The sequence below is a fragment of the Ancylobacter moscoviensis genome (assembly GCF_007559435.1).
Classification (GTDB): Bacteria; Pseudomonadota; Alphaproteobacteria; order Rhizobiales; family Xanthobacteraceae; genus Ancylobacter; species Ancylobacter moscoviensis.
This window is the reverse complement of the sequence record NZ_VMBP01000002.1, coordinates 505547-531602: the sequence shown is the minus strand read 5'-3', so window position 1 is coordinate 531602 and position 26056 is coordinate 505547. Positions and strand designations below refer to the sequence as shown.

At 68.5% G+C, this 26056-nt stretch carries 25 protein-coding genes; 8 read left to right on the top strand and 17 right to left on the bottom strand.

The genetic code is table 11. From position 1 onward, the window contains the following. The first annotated feature begins 69 nt into the window (after nucleotides 1–69). Both FO470_RS08620 and FO470_RS08615 read left to right on the top strand, forming a co-directional pair. A complete protein-coding gene (locus tag FO470_RS08620) occupies nucleotides 70–663 on the top strand; it encodes a protease inhibitor Inh/omp19 family protein (RefSeq protein WP_144342532.1) in 594 nt (197 codons plus the stop codon). A 337-nt stretch (nucleotides 664–1000) separates the two neighbouring features. Beyond that, complete coding sequence (locus FO470_RS08615; RefSeq protein WP_244616595.1) at nucleotides 1001–1216, top strand: transferase; 216 nt, start codon at nucleotides 1001–1003, stop codon at nucleotides 1214–1216. Nucleotides 1217–1269: 53 nt separating this feature from the next. Here FO470_RS08615 and pssA read toward each other — a convergent pair whose 3' ends face one another. From pssA to FO470_RS08590, 5 genes are all read right to left on the bottom strand, one after another. After that, the gene (gene pssA, locus FO470_RS08610; RefSeq protein ID WP_144342530.1) at nucleotides 1270–2142 is read right to left on the bottom strand and encodes a CDP-diacylglycerol--serine O-phosphatidyltransferase; all 873 of its coding nucleotides are present in this window, start codon (nucleotides 2140–2142) and stop codon (nucleotides 1270–1272) included. Between the two features lie 25 nt (nucleotides 2143–2167). Further along, complete coding sequence (locus tag FO470_RS08605) at nucleotides 2168–2866, bottom strand: phosphatidylserine decarboxylase (RefSeq protein ID WP_144342529.1); 699 nt, start codon at nucleotides 2864–2866, stop codon at nucleotides 2168–2170. A gap of 103 nt (nucleotides 2867–2969) precedes the next feature. Next, nucleotides 2970–4052 (bottom strand): patatin-like phospholipase family protein, encoded by a 1083-nt coding sequence (locus FO470_RS08600; RefSeq protein WP_144342528.1) that lies wholly within the window; start codon nucleotides 4050–4052, stop codon nucleotides 2970–2972. Between the two features lie 36 nt (nucleotides 4053–4088). Next, nucleotides 4089–6035, bottom strand: coding sequence for an ABCB family ABC transporter ATP-binding protein/permease (locus FO470_RS08595; RefSeq protein ID WP_144342527.1), 1947 nt, complete (start codon nucleotides 6033–6035; stop codon nucleotides 4089–4091). Between the two features lie 82 nt (nucleotides 6036–6117). Next, the gene (locus tag FO470_RS08590) at nucleotides 6118–6471 is read right to left on the bottom strand and encodes an ArsR/SmtB family transcription factor (protein ID WP_144342526.1); all 354 of its coding nucleotides are present in this window, start codon (nucleotides 6469–6471) and stop codon (nucleotides 6118–6120) included. A 177-nt stretch (nucleotides 6472–6648) separates the two neighbouring features. On the opposite strand from FO470_RS08590, the gene FO470_RS08585 reads away from it, so the two are divergent. Further along, entirely contained in the window at nucleotides 6649–7260 is a 612-nt protein-coding gene (locus FO470_RS08585) for an LOG family protein (RefSeq protein ID WP_144342525.1), read from the top strand. 155 nt (nucleotides 7261–7415) lie between these two features. On the opposite strand, the gene FO470_RS08580 is transcribed toward FO470_RS08585, so the two are convergent. Together FO470_RS08580 and cysS are read right to left on the bottom strand one after the other, a co-directional pair. Next, nucleotides 7416–7916, bottom strand: a complete 501-nt coding sequence (locus FO470_RS08580; protein WP_244616594.1) for a GNAT family N-acetyltransferase — start codon at nucleotides 7914–7916, stop codon at nucleotides 7416–7418. Continuing rightward, a complete protein-coding gene (gene cysS / locus FO470_RS19660) occupies nucleotides 7913–9307 on the bottom strand; it encodes a cysteine--tRNA ligase (RefSeq protein ID WP_144342524.1) in 1395 nt (464 codons plus the stop codon). The genes FO470_RS08580 and cysS overlap by 4 nt, the downstream gene beginning before the upstream one ends. 316 nt (nucleotides 9308–9623) lie before the next feature. Between cysS and FO470_RS08570 the strand changes: the two genes are divergently transcribed. Then, nucleotides 9624–9962 carry a hypothetical protein gene (locus FO470_RS08570; protein ID WP_244616592.1) on the top strand — a complete coding sequence of 113 codons (339 nt, stop codon included), beginning with the start codon at nucleotides 9624–9626 and terminating at the stop codon, nucleotides 9960–9962. Between the two features lie 12 nt (nucleotides 9963–9974). Here FO470_RS08570 and FO470_RS08565 read toward each other — a convergent pair whose 3' ends face one another. Continuing rightward, entirely contained in the window at nucleotides 9975–10511 is a 537-nt protein-coding gene (locus FO470_RS08565; protein ID WP_144342523.1) for a CreA family protein, read from the bottom strand. A 264-nt stretch (nucleotides 10512–10775) separates the two neighbouring features. Here FO470_RS08565 and FO470_RS08560 point away from each other — a divergent pair, with 264 nt between their 5' ends. After that, nucleotides 10776–11768, top strand: a complete 993-nt coding sequence (locus tag FO470_RS08560) for a DUF2865 domain-containing protein (protein WP_246659522.1) — start codon at nucleotides 10776–10778, stop codon at nucleotides 11766–11768. Nucleotides 11769–11798: 30 nt separating this feature from the next. Here the strand turns inward: FO470_RS08560 and FO470_RS08555 are convergent, their stop codons facing one another. From FO470_RS08555 to FO470_RS08535, 5 genes are all read right to left on the bottom strand, one after another. Beyond that, entirely contained in the window at nucleotides 11799–13148 is a 1350-nt protein-coding gene (locus tag FO470_RS08555) for a glutamate--tRNA ligase (protein WP_144342521.1), read from the bottom strand. A 49-nt stretch (nucleotides 13149–13197) separates the two neighbouring features. Next, nucleotides 13198–14001, bottom strand: a complete 804-nt coding sequence (locus FO470_RS08550; RefSeq protein ID WP_144342520.1) for a pentapeptide repeat-containing protein — start codon at nucleotides 13999–14001, stop codon at nucleotides 13198–13200. A gap of 108 nt (nucleotides 14002–14109) precedes the next feature. Beyond that, nucleotides 14110–15783: an NAD+ synthase gene (locus tag FO470_RS08545; RefSeq protein ID WP_144342519.1), complete on the bottom strand. Its 1674-nt coding sequence runs from the start codon at nucleotides 15781–15783 to the stop codon at nucleotides 14110–14112. 35 nt (nucleotides 15784–15818) lie between these two features. Then, nucleotides 15819–17738 (bottom strand): rhamnan synthesis F family protein, encoded by a 1920-nt coding sequence (locus FO470_RS08540; protein ID WP_144342518.1) that lies wholly within the window; start codon nucleotides 17736–17738, stop codon nucleotides 15819–15821. 138 nt (nucleotides 17739–17876) lie between these two features. After that, nucleotides 17877–18257, bottom strand: coding sequence for a winged helix-turn-helix transcriptional regulator (locus FO470_RS08535; protein WP_144342517.1), 381 nt, complete (start codon nucleotides 18255–18257; stop codon nucleotides 17877–17879). Between the two features lie 170 nt (nucleotides 18258–18427). Between FO470_RS08535 and FO470_RS08530 the strand changes: the two genes are divergently transcribed. Then, nucleotides 18428–19438, top strand: a complete 1011-nt coding sequence (locus tag FO470_RS08530) for a zinc-binding alcohol dehydrogenase family protein (RefSeq protein WP_144342516.1) — start codon at nucleotides 18428–18430, stop codon at nucleotides 19436–19438. Between the two features lie 37 nt (nucleotides 19439–19475). On the opposite strand, the gene FO470_RS08525 is transcribed toward FO470_RS08530, so the two are convergent. The 4 genes from FO470_RS08525 to gor all read right to left on the bottom strand — a co-directional run bounded on the left by FO470_RS08525 (nucleotide 19476) and on the right by gor (nucleotide 24312). Next, on the bottom strand, nucleotides 19476–20300 hold the full coding sequence (locus tag FO470_RS08525) for an alpha/beta fold hydrolase (RefSeq protein ID WP_144342515.1): 825 nt from the start codon (nucleotides 20298–20300) through the stop codon (nucleotides 19476–19478). 140 nt (nucleotides 20301–20440) lie between these two features. Further along, nucleotides 20441–21265 carry an alpha/beta hydrolase gene (locus FO470_RS08520; protein WP_144342514.1) on the bottom strand — a complete coding sequence of 275 codons (825 nt, stop codon included), beginning with the start codon at nucleotides 21263–21265 and terminating at the stop codon, nucleotides 20441–20443. 97 nt (nucleotides 21266–21362) lie between these two features. Continuing rightward, nucleotides 21363–22748: a class II 3-deoxy-7-phosphoheptulonate synthase gene (locus FO470_RS08515; protein WP_144342513.1), complete on the bottom strand. Its 1386-nt coding sequence runs from the start codon at nucleotides 22746–22748 to the stop codon at nucleotides 21363–21365. A gap of 157 nt (nucleotides 22749–22905) precedes the next feature. Further along, complete coding sequence (gor, locus tag FO470_RS08510; RefSeq protein ID WP_144342512.1) at nucleotides 22906–24312, bottom strand: glutathione-disulfide reductase; 1407 nt, start codon at nucleotides 24310–24312, stop codon at nucleotides 22906–22908. 205 nt (nucleotides 24313–24517) lie between these two features. Between gor and FO470_RS08505 the strand changes: the two genes are divergently transcribed. Both FO470_RS08505 and FO470_RS08500 read left to right on the top strand, forming a co-directional pair. Further along, the gene (locus tag FO470_RS08505) at nucleotides 24518–25483 is read left to right on the top strand and encodes a Bug family tripartite tricarboxylate transporter substrate binding protein (protein WP_144342511.1); all 966 of its coding nucleotides are present in this window, start codon (nucleotides 24518–24520) and stop codon (nucleotides 25481–25483) included. An 84-nt stretch (nucleotides 25484–25567) separates the two neighbouring features. Then, nucleotides 25568–26050: a tripartite tricarboxylate transporter TctB family protein gene (locus tag FO470_RS08500; protein WP_144342510.1), complete on the top strand. Its 483-nt coding sequence runs from the start codon at nucleotides 25568–25570 to the stop codon at nucleotides 26048–26050. Nucleotides 26051–26056 lie beyond the last annotated feature (6 nt).

Genomic DNA, 26056 nt, shown 5'->3' with positions numbered 1-26056 from the left:
AGCATCGTACCGTGTATTCGTGGGGCAGACGTCCGCGCCATCGGCCGGCCGGACAGGAGTGCAGCACCGATGAAACTGACCGCCGTCGTGGCAACGACCGCCGCCGCCGTCATGCTGGGCGGTTGCAGCACCGTTCTCGACGGGTTCGGCAGCTCGTCGGGCGGCGGCGCGATGGAGACGAGCCAGATTACCCCGGCCCCTTCCGGCTCGGTCGAAAGCTCCCCCGTCCCCGCTCCCGGCACCACGGCCTCCGGCGCCAATGCGACCACGGCCGCCGGTGCCGTCACGCCGCGCCAGGCCGCGGCGACGCCGGTCGCCCTGGCCCCTCCGCCGGCCACCGCGCCGGGCGGCGTCGCCTATGCCGAGCCGGGCGCAGCGCGCACCCAGCTCGCCGGCACCTGGAAATATGGCTGGGACAACGGCCAGAAGACCTGCAAGGTCACGCTCTCGACCGACCGCGGCATGTCCGGCTTTGCCGCCAATGCCGATGTCGACTGCCCGAACGACATCTTCATGACCAAGGGCTGGGACGTCTGGGGCAACGAGATCGTGCTCCAGAACCACGTCGGCAAGGTCACCGCCCGCCTGCAGCCGGTCGCGGCCGGGCAGTATGACGGCGTATCGACCGGCGACGGCTCCAAGATCACGCTGACCCGCTCCTGATGAGCGCTACTGGCCCAATGACTGGACCGATGCAGTCATTCGCGCCAGCTTTGAGCAAATCATCCGCCTGAATTCGCTATTGCGAACGCGCGTACGAACGTGCCGGCACGCAAAAATTCCCCGATATTCGAAATATCGACCGCTCGTCTTCGTATTGTCTCGAACGAAGATGACAGTGCGGCCGTGAGCACTTGATCGCGGGCGTTCACACCATCGGGAAGCTGAAAATAGTTCGTGCGTTGGCGGGCATGTTGGCCCACCTTATGCATGAAGAAAGTTGATTGATTCGCTCTGGCGATCGGAGGCTATTGTGATGCTGCAGTCAGCAAGCGTGACAGTGAGTACCTCGTCCCCCGCCAGTGGACGGGAGAACGCTGGCGGCCGCGTCGCCTATGCGCGCCGCGACCCGGCATCCGTCGCCCAGCTCATGACCCAGCATCTCGACATGGCGCGTCCCGGCTCCGACGCGGAAGCGCTGCGCCTGTTGCGGCAAGCCTTTCCCGGCGCGCCGCTGACCGCCCGCGTCGAGGCCATGGCCAGGCGTTCTCGCTGAAGCGACGGGCCCCCTGCCCCGCTTCCGACCCCACAAGGCCGAAGCGAGAGCCGTCAGTTCAGATGGCTCGGCCGGTCGTCATGGCTGTCGCCCGCCGGGCCCGCGTGCATCTTCACCGCGCCGGGGTGCCGCTTCTCATACTCGCGGGCCAGTTGAGCGTAGCGCATCGCCGAGAACGGCAGCGCCGCGAGATAGGCGATGCAGACGACCGACAGAACCGTCCAGGGCCACGTCACCAGCACGGCGACGAACAGCACCACGCAGATGAAGAGCGGCATCACCTGATCGCGCGGGATCCGCGCGCCGAGCCGCTTGCCGGAAAAGGCCGGCACCTTCGAGACCATCAGCAGCGCCATGGCGAGGCAGTAGAAGGCCGCGACCGCCGGGGATGCCACCAGACGCGGCAGGCCGATCAGCTCCAGATAGACCGGCAGCAGAACGCAGATCGCCCCCGCCGGCGCCGGAACGCCGGTGAAGAAGTCGGCGGCGAAGGGCGGCTTGTTGGGATCTTCCAGCATCACGTTGAAGCGGGCGAGACGCAGCGCCGCGCAGATGGCGAAGGCCAGCGCGGAAATCCAGCCGATGGAGCCGAGCGTCTCGAGGCCCCACATATAGAGCACCAGCCCCGGCGCCACGCCGAAGCAGACGAAGTCCGAGAGGCTGTCCAGTTCCGCGCCGAAACGCGAGGTACCCTGCAGCATCCGCGCGAGGCGTCCGTCCAGCCCGTCGAGCACGGCCGCCAGCACGATGGCGCCGAGCGCCAGTTCCAGCCGCCCCTCGATCGCCATGCGAATGCCCGTGAGGCCGGCGCAGAGCGCCAGCAGCGTCACAAGGTTCGGTAGCAGCACCCGCAGCGGCACCGCCTGGAAACGGCGGCGGCGCGGCTCCGGCGCATCGGGTTCGAAGGGGGGAAACAGGTCGGCCATCACGCGCGCTCGCTGTGTTGGTTGTTCAATCCACGCGGTAGCTGGTTTCCGCGCCCTGCACGGCAAGATCGGCCAGAACGGTCTCGCCCGCAACGGCGCGCTGCCCTTCAGCGACCGCCGGGCGCGTGCCGGCAGGCAGATAGACGTCGACGCGGGAGCCGAAGCGGATGAGGCCGAAGCGCTCACCCGGCGCGAGGCTGTCGCCCTCGCGTACGAAGCTGACGATGCGCCGGGCGACGAGGCCGGCGATCTGCACCACGCCCACCGGGCCGATGGCCGTATCCAGAACCATGCCGCTGCGCTCGTTGTCCTCGCTCGCCTTGTCGAGATCGGCGGAGAGGAACTTCCCCGGCCGATAGGCGATGCGCGTCACGCGGCCGGCGAGCGGCGCCCGGTTCACGTGCACGTCGAACACGTTCATGAAGATGCACACGCGCGTCAGCGGCGCCGTGCCGAGGCCGAGCTCGACCGGCGGCACGGCCGGGCCGACGAGGCAGACGCGCCCATCGGCCGGCGAGACCACCAGCCCCTCGCGCACCGGCGTCACCCGCTCGGGATCGCGGAAGAAGTAGCAGATCCAGACGGTGATCAGCACGCCGATCCAGCCGAGCGGCGGGAACAACCACAGAAACAGCAACGACACCGCCGCCCCGATCAGAATGAACGGATAGCCCTCGCGATGGATCGGCGCGAGACCGCCGCGGATCGAGTCGATAACGGACATCAATTGGCCTTTCCCGGGCGGCTGCCGCCCATGATTGATCGGGGGAGAGGTAGGGCCAGCGCGCTTCCCCGTCAAATGACAGATGCGCGCCGCCCCGCGCCGATCATCGCTTTCGGCGCGCAATGGTCAGCGTCCGCCCCTCCAGCGCGCCCCGGCGCGGCCAGAGGGTTTCCTCCGCGAGAAGGCGCGGCGCCATCTCCTCGCCACGGGAGAGCAGTTCGTCGAGCAGGCTCGGGCTGCGATCCAGCCGCGAGGCATAGCCGAATCGCGCATCTTCCAGCCCCGCATCCAACAGGTGGATGGCGACCGGGGTGTAGTAGCGGTCCTGAGCGCCGGGATGCTTGTGCTTGAGGGGACCGTTGAGCGCGAGGATCTCGTTGATCTTGTCGACGAAGTGCAGTTCCTGCGCCAGCGAGAGGTTGCCCGCGAGCTGGTCGCGCCGTTCGCGGATCGCCTCCACCGAGCGCGGCTCCTGGCGAATGGCGAGCGGGCTGATCTGGATTACCCAGAGCTCGTCGACGGCGAGGTCGAGCAGGTCCCGGATCGGCGGATTGACGCTGAACAGCCCGTCCCAAAGCACATGCCCCCGCGTATGCACCGCCCGATAGAGGAAGGGCAGAGCGGCCGAGCCGATGAGGTCGGGATAGTCGAGTTCCTCACCCCGGAAGATGCAGCGGTCGCCGGTCAGCACATCGGTCGCGCCGACGAACAGGGCGGGCGCGCGACGGCGGGCCGGCGCGCCGATTTTCTCCAGATGCAGAAACGCGCGGAGCCATTCCGTAAGCACCCGGTCGGCGCCGTTCTCGAGCCGGTAGGGGCTGACGTCTACATTCCACGGCAGGCTGGCGAGCGCCATGCCCCAGTAGTTCTGCCAGGCATCGATCGGGGTGTCGGCCTTGGCGTGGTCCCAGAAGCCGGCCAGCCGTGCCCGCGCGTCCTCGGGCCCACCGGTCGCCAGTCCCGCCCAGGCGAGCGCCGCGCAGATCGCGCCGCCCGAGGTGCCGCTGATGCCGGCAAGCTCAAATCCGTCGCGGAACTCGTCCGAAAGCAGGCGCCGCAGCACGCCGGCGGTGAAGGCGGCATGGCTGCCGCCGCCCTGGCAGGCGATGGCGACGCGCTTCGGCCTCGCCTTTCCGCGCGCAGTCGGATCGGGCGGAGCCGCCCCGGACCTTGCAGCTCTGCGCATGGAATCGCCGTCTCCATAACCCTTTGGAGGCGAAGACTACGCCGCCGCGTCGCTCGTCGTCTTGCGCTCGCTCAGTGCCTTATCCGCCGACAGCTCCTCGGCCTCGCCGGCCGCCTTGAGAGTCTCGCGGGCGCGCTCGGCCTCGCGCTGGCGCTCCCACATGGAATGATAGAGGCCATGACGCGCCATCAGCTCGCCATGGGTGCCGCGCTCGGCGATGCGCCCCTGTTCCAGCACGATGATCTCGTCGGCGCCGACCACGGTGGACAGGCGGTGGGCGATGACCAGCGTCGTCCGGCCGAGCGAGACACGCTCCAGTGCATCCTGGATCTCACGCTCGGTATGGCTGTCGAGTGCCGAGGTCGCCTCGTCGAGAATGAGGATGGGCGGGTTCTTCAGGATGGTGCGGGCGATGGCGACACGCTGCTTCTCGCCGCCGGACAGCTTGAGCCCGCGCTCGCCGACCTCGGTCTGGTAGCCCTTGGGCGTGCGCCGCACGAAGCCGTCGATCTGCGCCAGCTCGGCCGCCCGCGCCACTTCCTCGTCCGAAGCGCCGGCGCGGCCATAGCGAATGTTGTAGGCCAGCGTGTCGTTGAACAGCACCGTGTCCTGCGGAACCATGCCGATGGCGGCGCGCAGGCTCTCCTGCGTCACGTCGCGCAGGTCCTGCCCGTCGACGAGGATGCGCCCGCCATTCACGTCGTAGAAACGGAACAGCAGCCGCGAGATGGTGGACTTGCCGGCACCGGACGGGCCGACGATGGCCACCGTCCGCCCAGCCGGCACCTCGAAGGACACGCCCTTGAGGATTTCCCGGTCGGGATCGTAGGAGAAGCGCACGTCCTCGAAGCGGACCGTGCCGCCCGTCAGCGCCAGCGGCTGCACGGCCGGCCCGTCCTTGATCTCCGGCGCGCGGGCGAGAATGGCGAACATCGCCTCGATGTCGATCAGCGACTGCTTGATCTCGCGATAGATCATGCCGAGGAAGTTCAGCGGCTGATAGAGCTGAATCATCATGGCGTTGACCATGACGAAGGAGCCCACCGACTGCCGCCCGGCGCGGATGTCGAACACGCACAGGGCCATCACCGCTGTGAGGCCGAGCGTGAAGATCGTCGCCTGCCCCGCATTGAGCCATGCAAGGGAAGTATGGGTGTGCACGGTCGCCTTCTCGTAGCGCGCCATGGAGCGGTCGTAGCGGTCGGCCTCCCACTTCTCGGCGCCGAAATACTTCACCGTCTCGTAGTTGAGCAGGCTGTCGACCGCCTTGGCGTTGGCGTCGGTGTCGCTCTCGTTCATCGCCGCGCGGATCGACATCCGGTACTCGGTCATCACGAAAGTGAAGACCGTATAGCCAACGATCATGCCCACCGTGGCGGCTACGTAGCGCCAGTCGAACTGCCAGAACAGCACGCCGATCACCATCGCGAATTCGAGGATGGTCGGGCCGAGATGCAGGACGAGCATCCGCACGATGGTCTCTATGCCCTCGCGCGAGCGCTCCAGAATGCGCGTCAGCCCGCCGGTCTTGCGCTCGAGATGGAAGCGCAGCGAGAGCGCGTGCATGTGCTGGAAGGTCTCCAGCGCCAGACGCCGCACCGCATGGATCGCGACCTTGGCGAACAGCCCGTCGCGCCACTGCGTCAGCGCCGCCATGACGATGCGCGAGAAGCCGTAGGCAAGCGTCAGCACCAGTGGCGCGGCGACGAGCAGGCTGATCGCGTCGGTCGAGATGCGCGCTCCCTCGCCCTCCGCCACCGCGTCGGTCGCCCATTTGAAGAAGAAGGGCGTCGCCATGGTCGCGATCTTGGCGAGGACGAGCAGCAGCAGGCCCCACGCGACGCGCGTGCGCAGGTCCGCCCGGTCGGCCGGCCAGAGATAGGGCCAGAGCCCCTTCAGGGCGACCAGCAGGCTGCCCCGCGGATTGATCTCGGAGGCTTTGGAGGGGCGCCCGGCGGCGGTTCCGCCCTGAGGTGCGGACATGCGACTTCCAGTTCCGTTTTTTCTGCGGGCGTTTTCGCCCGGATTCCCGATTTTTCGTCGTAGAGATAGGCGTGAGGCCAGATCAGACCAGTGCATCCTCCTGCGGGCCAGGACTGCAGGCCGCACGTGGCTCGCCGCCCTCGCCGGAAAGACGCGCCAGCAGCGGCCCGACCTGCCGCGCCAGCGATGCGAAGGCTTCCCGGTCAAGGCAGTAGCAGGAACGCGGCCCCTCGATCGTGCCGGTGATGAGCCCGGCCTCCTTCAGGACCTTCAGATGCTGCGAGACCGTCGACTGCGCGAGGGGGAGCCCGCGCACGATCTCGCCACATTGGCAGCGTTCGGTCTCCGCCAGCGCCCGCAGGATCGCCAGCCGCGCCGGATGCGCGAGGGCCCGCAGCCGCAAGGCGAGGAGTTCGTCGGTGCCGGTGGAGGACATGGTGATCGTTTATCGTCGATCAACGATGAGATCAAGACAAATTTCCAACAAACGACCGTGAATTGCTGACGTCGAACCATTCCGCCCCGTCGCGGTTTGCACCTCTCGCGCGGGGATGTCATGTCAGGGGATCGAGAGCGCTTGAACGCGCTTCTGCTGCGGTGCACCATGGCGTCCATGACGAAGATCAAAAGTGTATGTGTCTATTGCGGCGCGGCTCCGGGAGCCGAGGCCATTTATCTGGAAACCGCGATCGAGCTGGGGCGGCTGTTCGCCGCCGAGGACATCCGCCTCGTCTATGGCGGCGGCGGCGTCGGGCTGATGGGCGCCACGGCCCGCGCCTGCGCGGAGGCCGGCGGCAAGGTCACGGGAATCATTCCGGACTTCCTGATCGGCAAGGAGCAGGCGTTCGACCACGCCCACGAGCTGATCGTCACCAAGGACATGCATGAGCGCAAGCGCCTGATGTTCGAGCGTGCGGACGCCTTCATCGCCCTGCCCGGCGGCATCGGCACGCTGGAGGAACTGATCGAGCAACTCACCTGGGTGCAACTCAACCGGCACTCCAAGCCGGTGATGGCGCTCAACGTCTCGGGCTTCTGGGATCCGCTGCTCGGCCTGCTCGATCACATGCAGGCAACCGGCTTCGTGAACACGGCCCGCCCGGTGAAACTGCTGGTGGCGCACAATGTGCGCGCCGTGCTGCCCAAGCTCCACGGCGCCGTCGCCCATCTCGGCGATCAGGAACTGCACGGCGCGGCCGAGGAGCGCGTGCTCGACCGGATGTGAGCGGCGCATCGACGCCGGGCGCGCAAGAGCACGCATTCCCACAGACGCCCCGGGATGCGCCTTGATTGGATCGGCGGAAAGAGAATGGCCGGGACGAGCCCGGCCATGGCGGGGGAAAGAGAGCCGTTCCGGGGAGAGACTCGACCATTTCCCGATCAATGGATCGGGTCGGGCTCCCCGACGTTCTTCTCCATCGTCGTGTTGCCGAGCCACACGCCGCCGCGCGGCACGGTGTTGCGATGCTTTGGCACATAGCCACGCTTCTGGAAGAAGCCGAGCGCCGTGTCGCTCGCATCGACGGTGAGGCTTTTCGCCCCGCGGGCGGCCGCCAGCCTTTCGATGGCGTCGCATAGCAGCGCGCCGACTCCCTCGCCGGCGACGTCCGGATGCACGTAGAGCTGGTCGACGAGACGGTTGTCGGCCAGCGCGATGAAACCGACCGGGATTCCTCCGCGCGTGGCCACCAGCGTCAGTTGGTCGGCGAGCCGCGCCGCCAGCGCTTCCTCGTCGCCTGCCGCGGCGGCCCAGGCCTCCTGCTGGTCCTCGTCGTAATCGTCGCCGGTCAGCTCGAAGATGGCCGCCTGCGCGATGGCGGCGAGCACCGGCGTGTCGCCCGGCAAGGCCGGACGCAGCGCGGCGGTGGGCCCATCGCTCACCGCTTCGGCTCCCAGCTCGTGGTGCCGTCCTTGTTGTCCTTCAGCGCCACGCCGAGCGCCAGAAGCTCGTCGCGGATACGGTCGGACGCGGCCCAGTCGCGATTCTGCCGGGCGACGATCCGCTCGGCGATGCGGGCCTCGATCTCCGTCTCGGGAATGACGAGCGCCGGCGCCCGGGCGGCGGCCCATTCATGCAGCGGCGCGGCCTCGAAGCCGAAGAAGGCAAGCGTGCCGGCCAGCGCCTTCTTGCCCGCGTGATCCTTCAGCGCGTGCATCTCGGCGATGGCCTTCGGCGTATTGAGGTCGTCGGCAAGCGCCTCCAGCACCGCCGGGGCGGGACGCGGATAGGCATCCGGCGCGGCGGCGTCGAACCACTGCTCCAGCGTCTTCGCGCTTTCCTCCAGCCCCTTCACCGTCCAGTCGATGGGCTGGCGGTAATGGGTCTTCAGCATGTTGAGGCGCAGCACCGGGCCGGGCCAGTCCGCCAGAAGCTGGCGGATGGTGATGAAGTTGCCGAGCGACTTCGACATCTTCTCGCCTTCCACCTGCAGGAAGCCGTTGTGCATCCAGACCTTGGCCATGATGCCGGTGTGGAAGGCGCAGCGCGACTGTGCCACCTCGTTCTCATGGTGCGGGAAGACGAGATCGATGCCGCCGCCATGGATGTCGAAGGTCTCGCCCAGATGCTTCCAGCTCATGGCGGAGCACTCGATGTGCCAGCCCGGACGCCCCGGAGCGACGATGCCCGCCGGCGACGGCCAGCCGGGCTCACCGGGCTTGGAGGGCTTCCACAGCACGAAGTCCATCGCATCCTTCTTGTAGGGCGCGACGTCGACGCGGGCACCGGCCAGCATGTCGTCGAGCGGCCGGTGCGAGAGCTTGCCGTAGTCGGGCATGGAGGGCACCGAGAACAGCACGTGGTCCTCCGCCACATAGGCGTGGCCGGAGGCGACCAGCATCTCGATGAGCTGGCGCATCTCGGCGATGTGCTCGGTCGCGCGGGGCTCCACGTCGGGATGAAGCACGCCGAGCGCTTCTAGATCGTCGTGGAACTGCGCCTCGGTGGTGAAGGTCACGCGGGCGATCGCCTCGTTGAGGTCGATGCCGGGGAGTTCCGTGGCGGCGCGCGCGTTGATCTTGTCGTCCACGTCGGTGATGTTGCGCACATATTTGACGTGGTCGGCGCCATAGAGGTGGCGCAGCAGCCGGTAGAGCAGATCGAACACGATCACCGGGCGCGCATTGCCGATATGGGCGAAATCGTAGACGGTCGGGCCGCAGACATACATGCGCACATGCGCCGGATCGAGAGGCGTGAACACCTCCTTGGCGCGCGTGAGCGTGTTGTACAGCTTCAGCTCGGGAAGCCCCTGCCCGTTCGTACCCGACATCAATTCTCGCCTTCAGGATCCTGCCGTCCGATGCGAGGGACGGCGCCGCGTCTGTCGTCCGTTTGGCCCGCCGCGTCAAGCCGGAGCGCGGTTTTGCATCGGATAACGGCTCATTTGCGGGGAATGAGCGCATTCGCACGAGGCCGTTGCGCCCGAGGTTGACGAAACGCGGGACGGAGCGCTATCTCCGCCGCGCCGAAAGTGGGCGCCCGGATGGCGGTGTTAAGGCTCGGTTCAAACCTTCCCGCCATATTCGCGTTCACTTGCCGTGTATCCGCAAGCCCCACGCTAGCCGCCCCAACACACGATCCGTCCCATGTCCGCGATGCTCCCCGCCGTTCGCCGTCTCCGCCCGGCCATTCTTGCTGCTGCCCTCTGCCTGGCGCCCGGCCTCGCGCTCGCCGGGGGAGCCGACAAGCTGTTCCTGATCGATTCCTCGGACGGCTACGGCATCGATGCCTGCATCGCCTCGGGCGCGACCTGCGGACAGGCCATGGCGGACGCCTGGTGCCGGGTCCATGATTACGAGCGCGCCGTCAATTTCGGCACGGTGAAGTCGGACGCGGTGCTCGGTTCGGTCGGCACCACTCCGGTGCGCACGGCCTGCTACGGCAGCAACTGCCAGGACTCGGTCGCGATCACCTGCACGCGCTGAGCCGCGGCGCCCTCACTTGAGGTAATCAGCGCATTTGGGCGCCTCGTTCGTCGCGCCCCACGGCATAATCGGCACGGTCGAGGTCGAGTTCTTCGGACTGCCGTCGATCAGCTTGTCCGAATAGACGAGATAGACCAGCACGTTGCGCCGGGTGTCGCAGCCGCGCACGATCTGCATCTTCTTGAAGATGAGCGAGCGGCTCTCGCGATAGACGACATCGCCCTGCCCGAACTTGCTGCGGAAGGAGATCGGCCCGATCTGCCGGCAGGCGATGGAGATGTCCGACACCTCCTCCGCGACGCCCAGCATGCCCTTCATGCCGCCCTTTTCCGGCACGGTGTAATGGCAGGCGACGCCCGCGACCACGGGATCGTCGATGCCGTAGGTCGCCAGCTTGTCGTCGGGGGTCAGGAAGTTCCACACAGTCGACTTGCGGAAGATGAGGTCCGGCTCCTGTGCCCGTGCCGGACCGGCGAGGCCGAGCGCGCCCGCGAGAACGAGGGCGGCAAGAGGCAGGGAGCGCAGTGCGGCGCGAACGGCGCGGGTCATGGATGGGAAACTCCGGATCATCACCGCATCCGCATATGGGTATGGCGTGCTTTCCCGCAACGGCGTTCTTCCGCGCAAGAGGTGCCTTTGCGCGGGACGATGGCGGATCGCCACGCGAAAGAGTTGCATCGGTGTCGGAAAGCGGGTTCAAACTTTCGACAAGCTCGCCGTGCTCATTGCGCCTTCGCGTCGATTCCGGCACACCTGCCCGTGGTGCCGCTCCGTGGTGCCGTCTGACAGGTCCGATTGCAGTCCCGACTGATGATGTTTCAACGCCCCCGCCTCGCCGCCTGCCTTCTCGCCGCCGCGACACTCGCCGCTTCCGTAGGTCTGGCGCACGCGCAGGGCGCACCGGGCGGCGATCGTGCGACCTGCATGCGGCTGGAGGGCCAGCTCTCCGCGCTCGACAGCGGCCAGGGCGGGCAGCCCAATCTCGGCGGAACCATCGCGCGCCAGCAGAAGGAGGTCGCGGACCTTGCGGCGCAGGCGCGCCAGCTGGGCTGCGACAAGCGCGGCTTCCTCATCTTCCAGCCGCAGCTGCCGCCCCAGTGCGAGGCGCTCAACAGCCGCCTGACGCAGGCGCGCTCGGCGCTCGACCGCACCATGGTGCAGGCGCGCGGCCAGCGCAGCGGCACCGAGTCCCAGCGCCGCCAACTCATCTACGCGCTGGCGCAGAACAATTGTGGCCCGCAGTACCAGGCCGCGCTCGGCCAGGGCCGGCGCAACGACGCCGCCGGGGAGCAGAGGCGCCCGCGCAACTTCTTCGAACAGCTCTTCGGCGCACCGCGCACCCCGCAGGAGCCGGAGGAGTCCCCTTCTCTTGAAAACGTTCAGCCGATGGAGATGCCGAAGGTCTCGACCTATCGGACCGTCTGCGTGCGCACCTGCGACGGCTTCTTCTTCCCGATCTCCTTCTCCGCCAGCCCGTCGCGCTTCCCCTCGGACGAGGCCCAGTGCCAGCGCCAGTGCCCCGGCACCGAGGCGCGACTGTTCGCCTATCGCAATCCGGGCGAGGACATCGAGCAGGCCGTCGGCACCAACGGGCAGACCTACATGTCGCTGCCCAACGCCCTGCTCTACAAGAAGCAGTTCGTCGCCGCCTGCTCCTGCCGCCCCGCCGGCATGAACTGGGCGCAGGCGCTCGGCCAGCAGCAGGACATGACGCTGCGCAAGGGCGACATCGTCGTCACCGAGGACGCCGCGCGCGAGATGTCCCAGCCGCGCCCGGCCAACCCGCCGGCCGGCGCCAAGCCCTGAGACCTGAACTAAATCCTGATGGCCTGATCGTCAGCCCGGCTCGCCGCGCAGGCGCGCGAGCGCCCGGGCACGGCCGATGAGCGGCAGCAGCGCCTTCAGTTCCGGCCCGCTCTCCGCGCCGGTAAGGGCAAGCCGCAGCGGATGGAACAGCGCGCGGCCCGACCGCCCGCTCGCCGGCTTCACCGCCGCCATCCAGCGCGCATAGACGTCGCCGTCCCACGGTTCCTCCGGCAGCAGCGCCCCCGCGCCCGCGAGGAACTCCCTGTCCTCGGCTGCGACGACGGGAGCAAGCGGCCCCTCGACCACGCGCCACCACACGGCGGCATCCGGGAGCCGGGCGAGATTGCCGCGCACCGCGAGCCAGAACGCCTCCCCGCCCCCAACGCCAAGAGCGGCGAGGCGATCCGCCACCGCCGCGAAGGGCAGATGGTGGAGCGTCGCCGCCGTGAGCGCGGACAGTTCCGCCGGATCGAAGCGGGCCGGCGCGCGGGAAATCTTCGCGAAGTCGATCCGCGCGGCGAGCGCTTCGAGATCCGCCACCGGCTCCACCGCCAGAGACGTGCCGGTCAGTACCGCGAGCGAGGCCACCGCGAGCGCCTCCTCCCCCGCCTCGCGCAGCGCGCGCAGGGAGAGATGGCCGAGGCGCTTGGACAGCCCCTCGCCGCTCGGCAGGATCAGGAGATTGTGGTGACCGAAGGCGGGCGGCTTCGCCCCCAGCGCCTCGATGATCTCGATCTGCACGCCGGTATTGGTGACGTGGTCCTCGCCGCGCACCACATGGGTGACGCCCATCTCGATATCGTCGACCACCGAGGTCAGCGTGTAGAGATAGCTGCCGTCCTCGCGCACCAGCACGGGATCGGACAGGGTAGCGGTGTCGACGCCCTGCTCGCCGCGCACCATGTCGGTCCAGACGACCTGACGCCCGTCGAGGCGGAAGCGCCAATGCGGCCGGCGTCCTTCCGCCTCCAGCCGCGCGCGGTCGGCCTCGGTGAGCTTCAGCGCCGCCCGGTCATAGATCGGCGGCAGGCCGCGCCGACGCCGCGAGAGGCGCCGCGTCTCCAGCTCCTCTTCCGTCTCATAGGCCGGATAGAGCCGGCCCTGCGCCTTCAGCCGCTCCACCGCCGCATCATAGCGCGGAAGCCGGCGCGACTGGTGCTCCACCCGATCGGGACGAATGCCGAGCCATTCGACATCCTCGGCAATGGCGTCCGCGAACGCCTCGGTCGAGCGGGCCGTGTCGGTGTCGTCGTAGCGCAGGATGAAGGTGCCGCCCTCGCGCCGGGCATAAAGGGCGTTGTAGAGCGCCGTGCGGGCATTGCCGACATGCAGGAGGCCGGTCGGCGACGGCGCGAAGCGCAGGACGGGTTTGATGCTCATGATGCGCGCCTTATCGCCGAGGCGCGACCGGCTTACAACCGCACGCCCATCACTTGCGTATGGCGAGGCCGAGATTCCGGGCCGCATCCAGATTCTTCGCTTCCGCGAGGCCGGCGAGATCGATCAGCCGCGCCGAGTCGACATCGGCGTTCCTGAAATCCGCGCCCGCCACATTGGCCCCGGTGAAGTCCGTGCCGGCGGCCTCCATGCCGACAAGCGAGGCGCCTGCCAGATCCGCCGTCCTGAGATTGGCATGGCGAAGCTGGGCACGGGACAGGTTGGCACCTTTCAGATCGGCCCCTTCGAGATTGGCCGAGTTCAGTACGCCGCGCATCAGGCCCATCGACTGGTTGCGCATGTCGGCACTGAAGTCGGCGCCGGAGAGATCGGCCCTGGCGAGATCGGCGCGCGAGAAATCGCCCGCGATGCGCGCGCCGGAGAGATCGGCGCCGGCGAACCGGCCATCCTGTGCCTGCGTGCCGAACAGGCGGGCCTTCTTCAGGCTGGCACCGGAAAGGTCAGCCTTCAGCATCCAGGCCTGATCGAACACCGCCCCATCAAGCCGCGCATGGGAGAGATTTGCGCCGTTGAGCAGGGCGGCGCGGAAATTCGCTCCGGTCAGGTCGAGGCCGGACAGATCGAGACCGTTGAGCTGACGCCCCGCGAGATCGACAGGCTCGCCCAGCCTTGCGGCAGCGATCCGGGCCTCGACATCGGCGCGGCTCATCTCCGCCGTCGTCATACGCGGCGAGTTCAGATCGAGATAGCGCAGCATGTCCTGTGCGGCAGCCGGCACGCCAGCGAAGCATCCGGCCAGCAGGATCGCGAACCAGACCGTCCTCGCCGTCGTCATAGGCCTCAACTCCGGCCGCACGCCCTGCAAAATCGCAGGTAGGACAAGTGATAGCACCGGAGCGCGGACCCGGCGCATCACGACAGCGGGAAGGCCCGGCGCCCGGCGCTATGCGGTCTCGCGGAAGCGGTTGGTGACGGGATAGCGCCGGTCGCGTCCGAAATTGCGCGCCGTCACCTTCACGCCCGGCGCCGCCTGTCGGCGCTTGTACTCGGCGATGTTGAGCAGGCGCTCGACCCGCGCCACCAGCGCCGCCTCGAACCCCTCCGCCACGATGTCGGCGACCGGCAGCTCACGCTCCACCAGACGTTCCAGAATGGCGTCGAGCACATCGTAGGGCGGCAGGCTGTCCTGGTCCTTCTGGTTCTCGCGCAGCTCGGCGGTCGGCGGCTTGGTGATGACGTTCTCGGGGATCACCGGACCGGCGGGGCCGAGGGCATAGGCCGGCTTCCAGCGGTTGCGCAGCGCGCAGAGCCGGAAGACCTGCGTCTTGTAGAGGTCCTTCAGCGGGTTATAGCCGCCGTTCATGTCGCCGTAGAGCGTGGCGTAGCCGGTCGACATCTCCGACTTGTTGCCGGTGGTCACGACCATGGCGCCGAACTTGTTGGAGATCGACATCAGCAGCGTGCCGCGCACGCGCGACTGGAGATTCTCCTCGGTCACATCGCGCGGCTGGCCGTCGAACATCGGCGCCAGCACCTTCTCGAGCGCCTCGACACCCTCGGCGATGGGCAGGATGTCGTAGCGCACGCCCAGCGCCTGCGCGACGCCGGCGGCATCCGACAACGACTCGTTCGAGGTGTAGCGATAGGGCAGCATCACGCAGTGCACCCGCTCGGGGCCCAGCGCGTCCACCGCCATGGCGGCAACGAGCGCGGAATCGATGCCGCCCGACAGGCCGAGCACGACGCCGGGAAAGCGGTTCTTCTCCACGTAATCGCGCAGCCCCATGACGCAGGCGGCATAGTCCGCCTCGTCCTCGAGCAGCAGCGGCGCCCGCGCGCCCTCCTCGCAGCGCCAGCCATCGGCCCAGCGCTCCCAGCGGGTGAGGCGCACCCTCTCCTGGAAGTTCGGCAGCTGGATGGGCAGCGTACGGTCGGCATTGAGCACGAAGGAGCCGCCGTCGAAGACCAGTTCGTCCTGGCCGCCCACCTGGTTCACATAGGCGAGCGGCAGCCCGCTCTCGACCACACGGGCGACCGCGACATTCATCCGCTCGTCGTAGACGCTGCGCCGATAGGGCGAGCCGTTGGGCACGAGCAGCAGCTCCGAGCCCGTCTCGGCGAGGCATTCGATCACGTCCTGCGACCAGATATCCTCGCAGACCGGGACACCGATCCGCACGCCGCGGAAGGGGATGGGCCCCGGCATCGGGCCAGCAGCGAAAACCCGCTTCTCGTCGAAGGGGCCGTAGTTGGGCAGGTCGACCTTATAGCGCGCCGCCGCCACCCGGCCTTCATCGAGCAGCAGCACGGCGTTGTAGAGCTTGCCGCCGTCGAGCCACGGCGTGCCGATGAGCAGCGCCGGGCCGCCGTCCACGGTATCGGCGGCGAGTTCCTCCACCGCCGCGCGGCAGGCCGCCTGGAAGGACGGCTTGAGCACGAGGTCCTCCGGCGGGTAGCCGGAGAGGAACAGCTCGGTGAAGACGAGAAGCTCGGCTCCCTGCTCAGCCGCCTGCGCCCGCGCCTCGCGCGCCTGACGCATATTGCCGGCGACGTCGCCGACGATCGGGTTGAGCTGCGCAAGCGCGATGAGGAGCTGGTCGGCAGGTTCCTGTGACATGGCGGTGATTTAGCGTTCCCGAGAGGTCCCCGCAATCAATCCCAGTCAGCGCCCGGCACCCGCACGGCGGCGACGCCGAAGCCGGCCTTGCGCACCACCATCGGCAGCAGGCGCTCCAGCCCGTGCATCACCGTGCCGTCGTCCGGGATCGGCTCGGCGGGATAGTCCTGCCAGTCGAGGCCGAGGGCGAGCACCGGCGCCAGCGCCGCCGGGCGCACGGCGAACATGTTGCCGACCGGGAAGTCGACATAGGTGCCCATCGGCTCGGTGAGCCCCATATCGCGGCGCAGCTCCTCGGCCACGCGGGCGTTGCGCGCCCAGTCGAGCAGATGCGTGTCTTCCGGAAAGACCAGGCCGACGCCGGGATGCGCCGCCATATGGGCGAGCACCGCGTCGAGCATGGCGTGCTCGCCGCCGATCAGGTTCTCCCACAGGAAGTTGCGCCAGGGATCGCCGATGGCGCGGCGGCGGCCCTTGGTCTTCTTGCCGTGCACGTGGAGGAAGACGTCGTAGCCGCCCCCGGTGAGCGCATCGCGCAGGGCGGTGAGGAAGGGGCCGACGTCGCGGCCGATATTCGGCACGATGTCGATGCGCACGCGCGCGGGATAGTCCGCCGTCATCGCGCGCAGCTCCTCCACCTTCGCCGCCGTGTCGGTGGTGAGGAAGAGATCGGGGCGCGAGGCGTTGGCCGACAGGCGCTGCAACAGCTCCGGCAGCAGATCGGTGTAGAAGAAATGACCGTGCAGCGCGGTCCTGAGTCCGCTCGCCACGGGGGCGGCAGGCGGGCCGATGACCGGCATCGTCCACGGCCCCTCCGGCCGGCCGCGCTCGATCCAGTGCGAGAGCGGATAGCGCCGCCCGTCGAAGCAGGCGACGGGATGGTGCTCGGCATAGATCAGCGGGTGGAAGCCGGAGAACGGCCGGCGCAGCGGCGGGCGGTTCGGGTGACGCCGCAGCAGCGCCTTGCGGCGCCAGTTGGCGATCAGCGTGGCGAGGCGTGCCGGAATATCGATCTCACCGGGCGGGTCGTCCTCGCGCACGATGGCGAGCATTTCCAACCGCTCCGGCCCAGTGGCGAGCACCAGCGCGAGTTCGTTGTCGAGCTCGGCGCCGATCTCGCGGCCAATGGCGGCGACCTCTTCCGGCGCCGACGCGACGACGAGACGCCGGCGGCCGGCGAAGCGCGGCAGCAGCGCAAGCGCGGCACTCCTCGCCACTTCCGACGGGAAGGCCACGGCGCCGGCGCGGTCGAGCACGCGCTCCAGCGCCTCGTGGCGGGCGGCGTAGCTCTCCGGCGACCCGGCCAGCGCCACCACCGGGACGTTGCGCTGCTCCAGCAGGTCGGCGGCATCGGCCACGTCGAGCCCCGCCGTCACGGCGAAGAGCGGGCGGCAGGCGGCGGCGCGGCGGGCCAGCGCGTCCAGCAGCACCGGGCGCGGGGCGCGAGATGCGGCGACGTCGATCGACACCAGCACCGCGCTGGCGACGCTCTCCGGCCGGCCGTCGAGCCGCAGGAGGACCACGGTGTGTTGGAGGGCCAGCGTGCGCACCAGCTCCTCGACGGGAGCGGCATCGCCCGCCACGACCACGACCACGAGCACGGCGCGGCGCCCGCCTTCGTCCGGGGATGGGAACGGCAGATGCGCGACCAGCGGTGCCAGCGTGTCGTCGGCGTGGGAAAGCCAGTCGGCGAAGGGACGCCGCGGACGTCCGGGCTCCTTGAAGACTACGCCTTCGAGGCCGGGACGCGGACGCTGATAGGCATCGAACAGCAGCGTGCGCAGCCACGGGCGCGGCCGGCCCTCCGTGTCGAACAGCAGGCGGCCGACGGAGCGGCCGATCTTCTGGCTGGTGCCGGTGATCCACCGCCGCAGCTTGCTACGCCGTTTCGGCTCGAAATAGCGCCGCCGGGGCGAGACGCCCCCCGCGACGGGCTGCTCCGGGGTGGTGGTCATGATGATCCGATGGGCGGTCCGAACAACATCCGTGCGCGCCACACCCACCCTGCCCGATTCGACGGCAAGGCGAAGATATGGCGCTACCGGCCTTCTAATCAGCCGGATCGCCGATGGCGAGTCCGGAAGGCGAAAAGCTCATTCCGCCGCGACGTCGCTCGGCACCGCGTCGGCCGGCACGAGCTCGACCGGCGGCTTGCGCCGCGCGCCCCAGGCATGAAGCTCCTGAACCGCAACGCGCAGCCGCTCGCCCTCGGCCGTCAGCCGATAGCCCACCTGCGGGGGCACGGTCGGGTAGACGGTGCGGGAGATGACGCCGTCCGCCTCCAGTTCGCGCAGCGCCTTGGCGAGGATGCGCTGGGTCACGGTCGGCATGCGCCGGCGCAGCTCGCTGAAGCGCAGCTCGCCGCAAAGCAGGTGGTAGATGATGCCGCCCTTCCATTTGGCGCCGATCACCTCCAGCGCCGCCTCGACGGCGCAGCCCTTGCCGCGCGAATAGTTGCCGTGGCGCCTCGCCATGTCCTCATCTCCCGATCGGAGCCGGAAATCTAGGTAGCGCGAGGCGTTTGCGGAAGGGACTTACAATTTCGATACCTGCCGACAAATTCGTGCGTTCTTGCGCTTCGACGGCCCATGGCAACATCTCGGAGCCACGATCAACTCACATGCGCCGCACGCAGGAGACCTCCATGAAAGCCGTCGGCTACGTCCAGTCGCTACCCATCGCCGAGGAGCGCTCGCTCTTCGATTTCGACGCCCCCGCCCCGGTTCCCGGTCCACGCGACCTGCTGGTGCGCGTGCAGGCGGTCTCGGTCAATCCGGTGGACACCAAGGTACGCATGCGCCGCGCCGGTACGGACGAGGCGCCGGTCATCCTCGGCTGGGACGCGGCCGGCATCGTCGAGGCAGTGGGGGCGGACGTCACGCTGTTCCGGCCGGGCGACGCGGTGTTCTACGCCGGCGATCTGAACCGGCCAGGCACCAATGCCGAATTGCATCTCGTCGACGAGCGCATTGCCGGCCACAAGCCGAAGAGCCTTGGCTTCGCGGAGGCCGCCGCCCTGCCGCTGACCTCGCTCACCGCCTGGGAAGGGCTGTTCGATCGGCTGCAGGTGCCCGCCAAGGATGCGGGAGCGAAGCTGCTCGTCGTCGGGGCCGCCGGCGGCGTCGGCTCACTGGCCGTGCAGTTCGCCCGTCAGCTCACGCAGCTGACCGTCATCGGCACCGCCTCGCGGCCGGAAAGCCGCAAATGGATCGAGGACCTCGGCGCGCATGCGGTGATCGACCATTCCCGCCCTCTCGCCGCCGAGCTGGAAGCGGCCGGGCTCGGGCTCGTCGACTACACCTACACGCTCACCAACACCGACAAGCACTGGGCGGAGATCGTGAAGGGCGCGAAACCGCAGGGCCGCATCGCCATCATTGACGACCCGCAGACGCTCGATGCGCTGCCGCTGAAAGGCAAGAGCCTGTCGCTGCACTGGGAGCTGATGTTCACCCGCTCCATGTTCCAGACGCCGGACATGATCCGCCAGCACGAGATTCTGGAGGAGGTGTCGCGCCTCGTCGACGCCGGCACGTTGCGCACCACGCTCGGCGCCCATTTCGGCACCATCAACGCAGCCAATCTCAAGCGCGCCCACGCCGCCATCGAGAGCGGGCGGTCGATCGGCAAGATCGTACTGGAAGGCTGGGGCTGACCGAGACGGGGACGCCCCTCCCGCGCCGCGCCGCGAGCTAAACCGGGCCCTGGCCGGGCAGCAGGCCGGCCGGGTCCGAGCCTTCTGCCACGCCGAGGCGGCGGGCAAGAAAACGCTCGATGCAGATGTAGCGCAGGCGCCGGAAGATGCCGGTCTTCTTGCGCCGGCGCATCTTGTGATAGGTCGCGGAGGCGGTGCGCTGGCGCCAGAGCTGCCGCTCGAAATCGCGCGCATCGAAGCGGTCCTCGGCAATGCCGATCACCGCCGCTTCCAGCATGCCGCACTCCTGCACGAAGGTGATGGTGGCGTGGCCGCTGAAATAGGCGCGCACGAGCTCCAGCGGCGCCTCCCGCCGCAGCCGCCGCACATGCCGGCGGTCCTGGTTCAGCGGATCGTAGAAGACATACTTCACCGCCTCCCGGCGCGGCGGCTGGCGGTCCCAGATGAAGGACTTGCCTTCCGAGCCCCAGCGGCGCTCCCACCACCACACCCGCCACGGATCGATGCTGTATTGCGGGGAGAAGGCGATCACCACATCCGCCCCCACCCAGTCGGAGAAGCGATAGGCCGCGTAGCCGCCCATGCTCATGCCGTAGGTGACGACCCGCGCCCCTGCCGGAAGATCGGCCCGCAGCCGGGCCAGCGCCTCCTTCATTTCCGGATAGTGATACCAGACATTTGCGGAGGGCAGGACGTGATAGGCGGTGAAGCCGCGGCTGCGGAAGAAACCTTCGCCGAAGCCCGCGCGGTCCGGCTTGTGGTTCGGGTTGAACGACTCGAAGGTGACGAACACCACATCCTCACGATGCCCGGGCACCTTGACGACGGAGACGTCAGCACTTTCGAAAATGGTCTGCCGCACGGGGCAGCCTCCTGAAACTCATCCGGCGCAAAAAGGCGTCCGCATCGCCGGCAAACTAGCGAAGTGCCCCCAAGCGCGGCAATGCCCCCGCCCTCACGAGCGCCTCAACATCCGGCAAGAAGCTGATCTTAAACGTCTTTCTAGCCGAACCAGTCGATGAAATCGGCCCGCAGGCGCCGCAGGAACCGGTCCCGCTTGCGCGCGCGCTTGGCGACATAGAGCGGGGAACGCTCGAGATGAGTCTTCAGCTCGCGCTCGCAGGCGGCCGCGTCGAAGCGGTTTTCGCCGATGTCAAGGATGGTGCGGCCGAGCAGGCCGGTTTCCATGAAGACGGTGATGGTCGCGTGGCCGGCATAGGGCACGCGCACGCGCACCACATCCGCCTCTTTCGCCAGCAGGCGCACATGATGCCGGTCGCGGTTGTGCGGGTCGTAGAAGAGATAGATCGGCACCCCGCGCGGGGTCGTCAGGTGCTCCCACAGAACCTGGCGGGGACGGTCGAACAGCCGGTCCCACCTCTTGTCCCAGGGCGTTACCTTCTTGTCGATGCTGTATTGCGGTGAGAAGGCGATGACGCGCGCCGCGCCGAGAAGCCCGGCGAAGCGGAACGCCGCATAGCCGCCCATGCTGACGCCATAGGCGACGATCTCGGTGCCCGGCGCGACGTCCGCCCGCACCGCCGCGAGCACTTGCTCCATCTCGGGGTACTGGAACCAGAAATTGTCGTTGGCGAGCAGGTGATAGGCGGTGAAGCCGTTGTCCTGCAGGAACTTCTCGCCGAAGCCCTGGCGGTCGCGCGGCGGATTGATCTGGTGCGCCTCGAAGGTAACGAAGGCGACATCGGTGCGCCGTCCGGGCGTGCGCACGACACGGACATTCTCGCTCGCGAAGATGACCTCGCGGCCGTTGTCCGGCCGCCCGGCATTCCCAGACGAAGTGTCCTGCTGCGAGACGTCCTGCGGCACGCCGAGCTCCAAACGAAAACACCGCAGCCGAGGCTGCGGTGTTTCCTTAACGTGGGTGCCGGAACCGGCAAAGGGCTTTTCGCCCGGCCTGCCCTGCTCACTCCGCGGCTTCGATCACCGGACGCGCGCGCCCGGCACGCTCCTGCTTGAGCAGCTCGGCGACGAGGAAGGCCATCTCGATGGCCTGCTCGGCGTTGAGGCGCGGGTCGCAATAGGTGTGGTAGCGGTCCTTGAGGTCCGCGTCCGAGATCGCGCGTGCGCCGCCGGTGCACTCGGTGACGTTCTTGCCGGTCATCTCCAGATGCACGCCGCCGGCATAGGTGCCCTCGGCCGCATGGACGGCGAAGAAGTCCTTCACCTCCTTGAGGATCTGGTCGAACGGCCGGGTCTTGAAGCCGGAGGCCGCCTTGATGGTGTTGCCGTGCATCGGGTCGCACGACCACACCACGGTGCGGCCCTCGCGCTTCACCGCGCGCAGCAGCGCCGGCAGGTGCTCGCCGACCTTGTCCGCGCCGAAGCGGGCGATGAGGGTCAGCCGGCCCGGCTCGTTCTGCGGATTGAGGGTGTCGATGAGGCGCAGCAGGTCGTCCGGCTTCAGCGAGGGACCGCACTTCAGACCGAGCGGGTTCTTCACGCCGCGGCAATACTCGATATGCGCGTGGTCCGCCTGACGGGTGCGGTCGCCGACCCAGATCATGTGGCCGGAGGTCGCGTACCAGTCGCCGGTGGTGGAATCCACGCGGGTCAGCGCCTGCTCGTAGCCGAGCAGCAGCGCCTCGTGCGAGGTGAAGAAATCGGTCGTGCGCATCTCCGGGTGGTTCTCCGGATCGATGCCGATGGCGCGCATGAAGTCGAGCGCCTCGGTGATGCGATCGGCGAGCGCCTGGTACCGGCCGGACTGCGGAGAATCCTTGATGAAGCCCAGCATCCACTGATGCGCGTTGCCGAGGCTCGCATAACCGCCATTCGCGAAGGCGCGCAGCAGGTTCAGCGTCGCCGCCGACTGGCGGTACGCCTCGAGCTGGCGGCGCGGATCGGGGATGCGCGAGGCCGCGGTGAACTCGATGTCGTTGACGATGTCGCCCCGGTAGGACGGCAGCTCGACATCGCCCACCTTCTCCATCGGCGCCGAGCGCGGCTTGGCGAACTGGCCCGCGATGCGGCCGACCTTCACCACCGGCGAGGCGCCGGCATAGGTCAGCACCACCGCCATCTGCAGGAAGACGCGGAAGAAATCGCGGATGTTGTCGGCCGAATGCTCGGCGAAGCTCTCGGCGCAGTCGCCGCCCTGGAGCAGGAACGCCTCGCCGGTCGCCACCTTGGCGAGCTCGCGCTTCAGCCGGCGGGCTTCACCTGCAAAAACCAGCGGGGGAAAGGAGGCAAGCTGACGCTCCACCGAAGCCAGGGCTTCGGCGTCCGGATATTCCGGCACCTGCTGAATGGGCATGGCCCTCCAGCTATCCGGCGTCCAGCGATCAGACATGACGGCCTCCAACAAACAGAAAACGCCGCCGAAGCTCGTCCTCGGCGGGAAAGGCGGGCCTTATACACCCAAGGCTCGCGGCAGCGCCAGTATGCCGCCGCAGGGTCAATCTTGCACGATTGCCCGGAAGAGGTAGGCGCGCGGGAAGCGCGCCGCCTCAAAGCGCCGGGGTCGCCTCGGTGGAGGCTTCCGGCAGCGGGTCGCTCGACTCGTGCTTGCCCCGGAGCGTCACCAGTTCCTCGGCGGCGGAAGGGTGCAGCGCCATGGTGCGGTCGAAATCCGCCTTGGTCGCCGACAGGTTCAGCGCGATGGCGGCGATCTGCGCGATCTCCGCCGAGCCCTCGCCGATCAGGTGGACGCCGAGCACCCGGTCGTCGGCCTGATCGACCACGAGCTTCATGAAGACGCGCGTGACGCGGCCCGACAGGGTCGCCTTCATCGGGCGGAAGTCGGTCTTGTAGATGTCGACCCGCCGCCCCTGCGCGCGCGCCTCGGCCTCCGGGAGGCCGACCACGCCGATCTCCGGCTCCGTGAACACCGCCGTCGGGATGACGTCGTAGTTCACCGACCACGGCTTGCCGCCGAACACGGTATCGGCGAAGGCGTGACCCTCGCGGATGGCGACGGGGGTGAGGTTCACCCGGTCGGTGACGTCGCCGACGGCATAGATGGACGGCACGCTGGTGCGCGAGGCCGCGTCCACCGCGATGGCGCCGGCCTCGTTCAGCTCGACGCCCACCGTATCGAGCCCCAGCCCGATGGTGTTCGGCACGCGGCCAATGGCCAGCATCACCTCGTCGGCGAAGAGGTCGCGGCCGTCGTTCAGCCGCACGCGCTTGCCGCTCTCGAAGGCGAAGATGCCGTCGATGGTGGCGTTGAGCTCGAAGGCGATGCCGTTCTGCTTCATCTCGTCGATCATGCGGGCGCGGATGTCCTCGTCGAAGCCGCGCAGCAGCTTGTCGCCGCGATGCACCACCGTGACCTGCGCGCCGAGACCGGCGAAGAGGCTGGCGAATTCCAGCGCGATGTAGCCGGCCCCCTGAACGATGATGCGCTGGGGAAAACGCTCCAGATGGAACGCCTCATTGGAGGTGATGCCGAGCTCGCGGCCGGGAAAGTCGAGGCCGAGATTGGGGCGGGCGCCGGTGGCGATCAGGATCGTCCGCGCGGTCAGCCGCGTGCCATCGGCAAGGCGCACCGCATGCGGCCCTTCGATTACCGCGCGCTGGGCAATGATCTCGACGCCCGAACGCTCCAGATTGGCGCGATAGGCGCCCTCCAGGCGGGCGATCTCCTTGTCCTTGTTGGCGACCAGCGTCGGCCAGTCGAACGAGACGCCCTCCACGTTCCAGCCGAAGCCGGCGGCGTCCTCGAACTCGTGCGCGAAGCGGGAGGCGTAGACGAACAGCTTCTTCGGCACGCAGCCGCGGATCACGCAGGTGCCGCCGACCCGGTATTCCTCGGCGATCTGCACCTTCGCCCCGTAGCCGGCCGCGATGCGCGCCGCGCGCACGCCGCCCGAGCCCGCGCCGATGACGAACAGGTCGACGTCGAAATGGTCCATTGCCCGGCTCTCCCGCTGCGCTGCGAATGCCTCAGGCATGTCGCCCCGACGGAGCCCGGCGTCAAGGCGGTGCATAGCTGCCGCGCGAAAAGCCTTAGACATCCGGGGAACTCGACACGATGGGCCTTCGCGCTCTAGCTTCCAGTCGGCGTTCAAGCGGCGGCCAGCGTCCAATGTGCCGCCGACTTATCCCTTGGAGGAAACCATGAAGCATATGTTCCGCGGAGCGCTGCTCGCCGCAGCCGTTGCCGTCGCGCCGTTCGGCGCCGCCTCCGCCCAGGTCAGCGAGCTGAAGATCATCGCCCCCGCCGCCCCCGGCGGCGGCTGGGACCAGACCGCCCGCTCGATGCAGCAGGTGCTGCAGGCCGACAAGCTCGTGCCGAACGTGCAGGTGATGAACGTGCCCGGCGCCGGCGGCACCATCGGCCTCGCGCAGTTCGTCAACACCAGCAAGGGCGACCCGAAGGCCCTGATCGTCGGCGGCTACGTCATGGTCGGCGCGATCATCACCAACAAGTCGCCGGTCAACCTCTCGCAGGTCACCCCGATCGCCCGCCTCACCGGCGAATACGAGGCGATCGCCGTGCCGGCCAATTCGCCGCTGAAGTCGATGGCGGACCTCGTGGCGGCGCTGAAGGCCGATCCGCAGAAGGTGTCGTGGGCCGGCGGCTCTGCCGGCGGTACCGACCACATCACCGCCGGCCTGATCGCCAAGGCCCTCGGCGTCGACCCGACCAAGGTGAACTACATCGCCTTCTCCGGCGGCGGCGAATCCCTCGCCTCGCTGCTCGGCGGCAAGGTCACGGTCGGCATCTCCAGCCTGTCGGAGTACGACGCGCAGGCGAAGGCCGGCAAGCTGCGCATCCTCGGTGTCTCCAGCGCCGAGCGCCTGCCCGAGGCGAAGGACGTGCCCACGTTCAAGGAAAGCGGCGTCGACGTCGAGATCCAGAACTGGCGCATGGTCGCCGCCGCTCCGGGCATCACGCCCGAGCAGAAGCAGGCCCTGACCGAGACCGTCGACAAGATGGCTAAGTCGAAGGCCTGGACCGACCTGCTCGCCCAGAAGGGCTGGGCCGACACCTACCTCTCCGGCCCGGCCTTCGAGGCGCAGCTCGCCAAGGACATCGCGTCCACCCAGACGATCCTCAAGGATATCGGCCTCGCCCAGTAAGGGGTGGCCGGACCGTCTACCTTCCGCTCCCCCGGGCCGCGAGGCCGCGGGGGAGACTTGTTTCTACCCGCCGGGAGCAGCCCGATGAGCGATCCTCGCATCACCACCACCAAGCGGCCCGACAAGGCCGGCTTCGTCATCGCCTTCGGGCTCGCCGCGCTGGCGCTCGTCGTCGGATGGGACGCCTGGCGGCTCGCCAGCATCAACGCCCACTCGGCCGTCGGCCCCGCCGCCTTCCCGACCATCATCGCGGCCGGCCTCGCGTTGCTGTCCATCGCCACGGCCGTGGAAGCGATCCGCCAGGGCGCCGTCGAACGGCCGCGCGACGAGATCGGCCCCATGGCCTGGGTACTCGCCGGCCTTATCGGGCAGATCGTGCTGCTGCCTTTCCTCGGCTTCTCCATCGCCACCGGCTGGCTGTTCGCCGCCACCGCGAAGGGCTTCGGCAAGGGGCCGGTCTGGGCGCATCTGCTCGCCGGCACCGTGCTGTGCTTCGTCATCTACGTCATCTTCGCCAAGGGGCTCCAGCTCTCGCTGCCGCAGGGCCCGCTCGAGCGGCTGATCTGAGGGAAC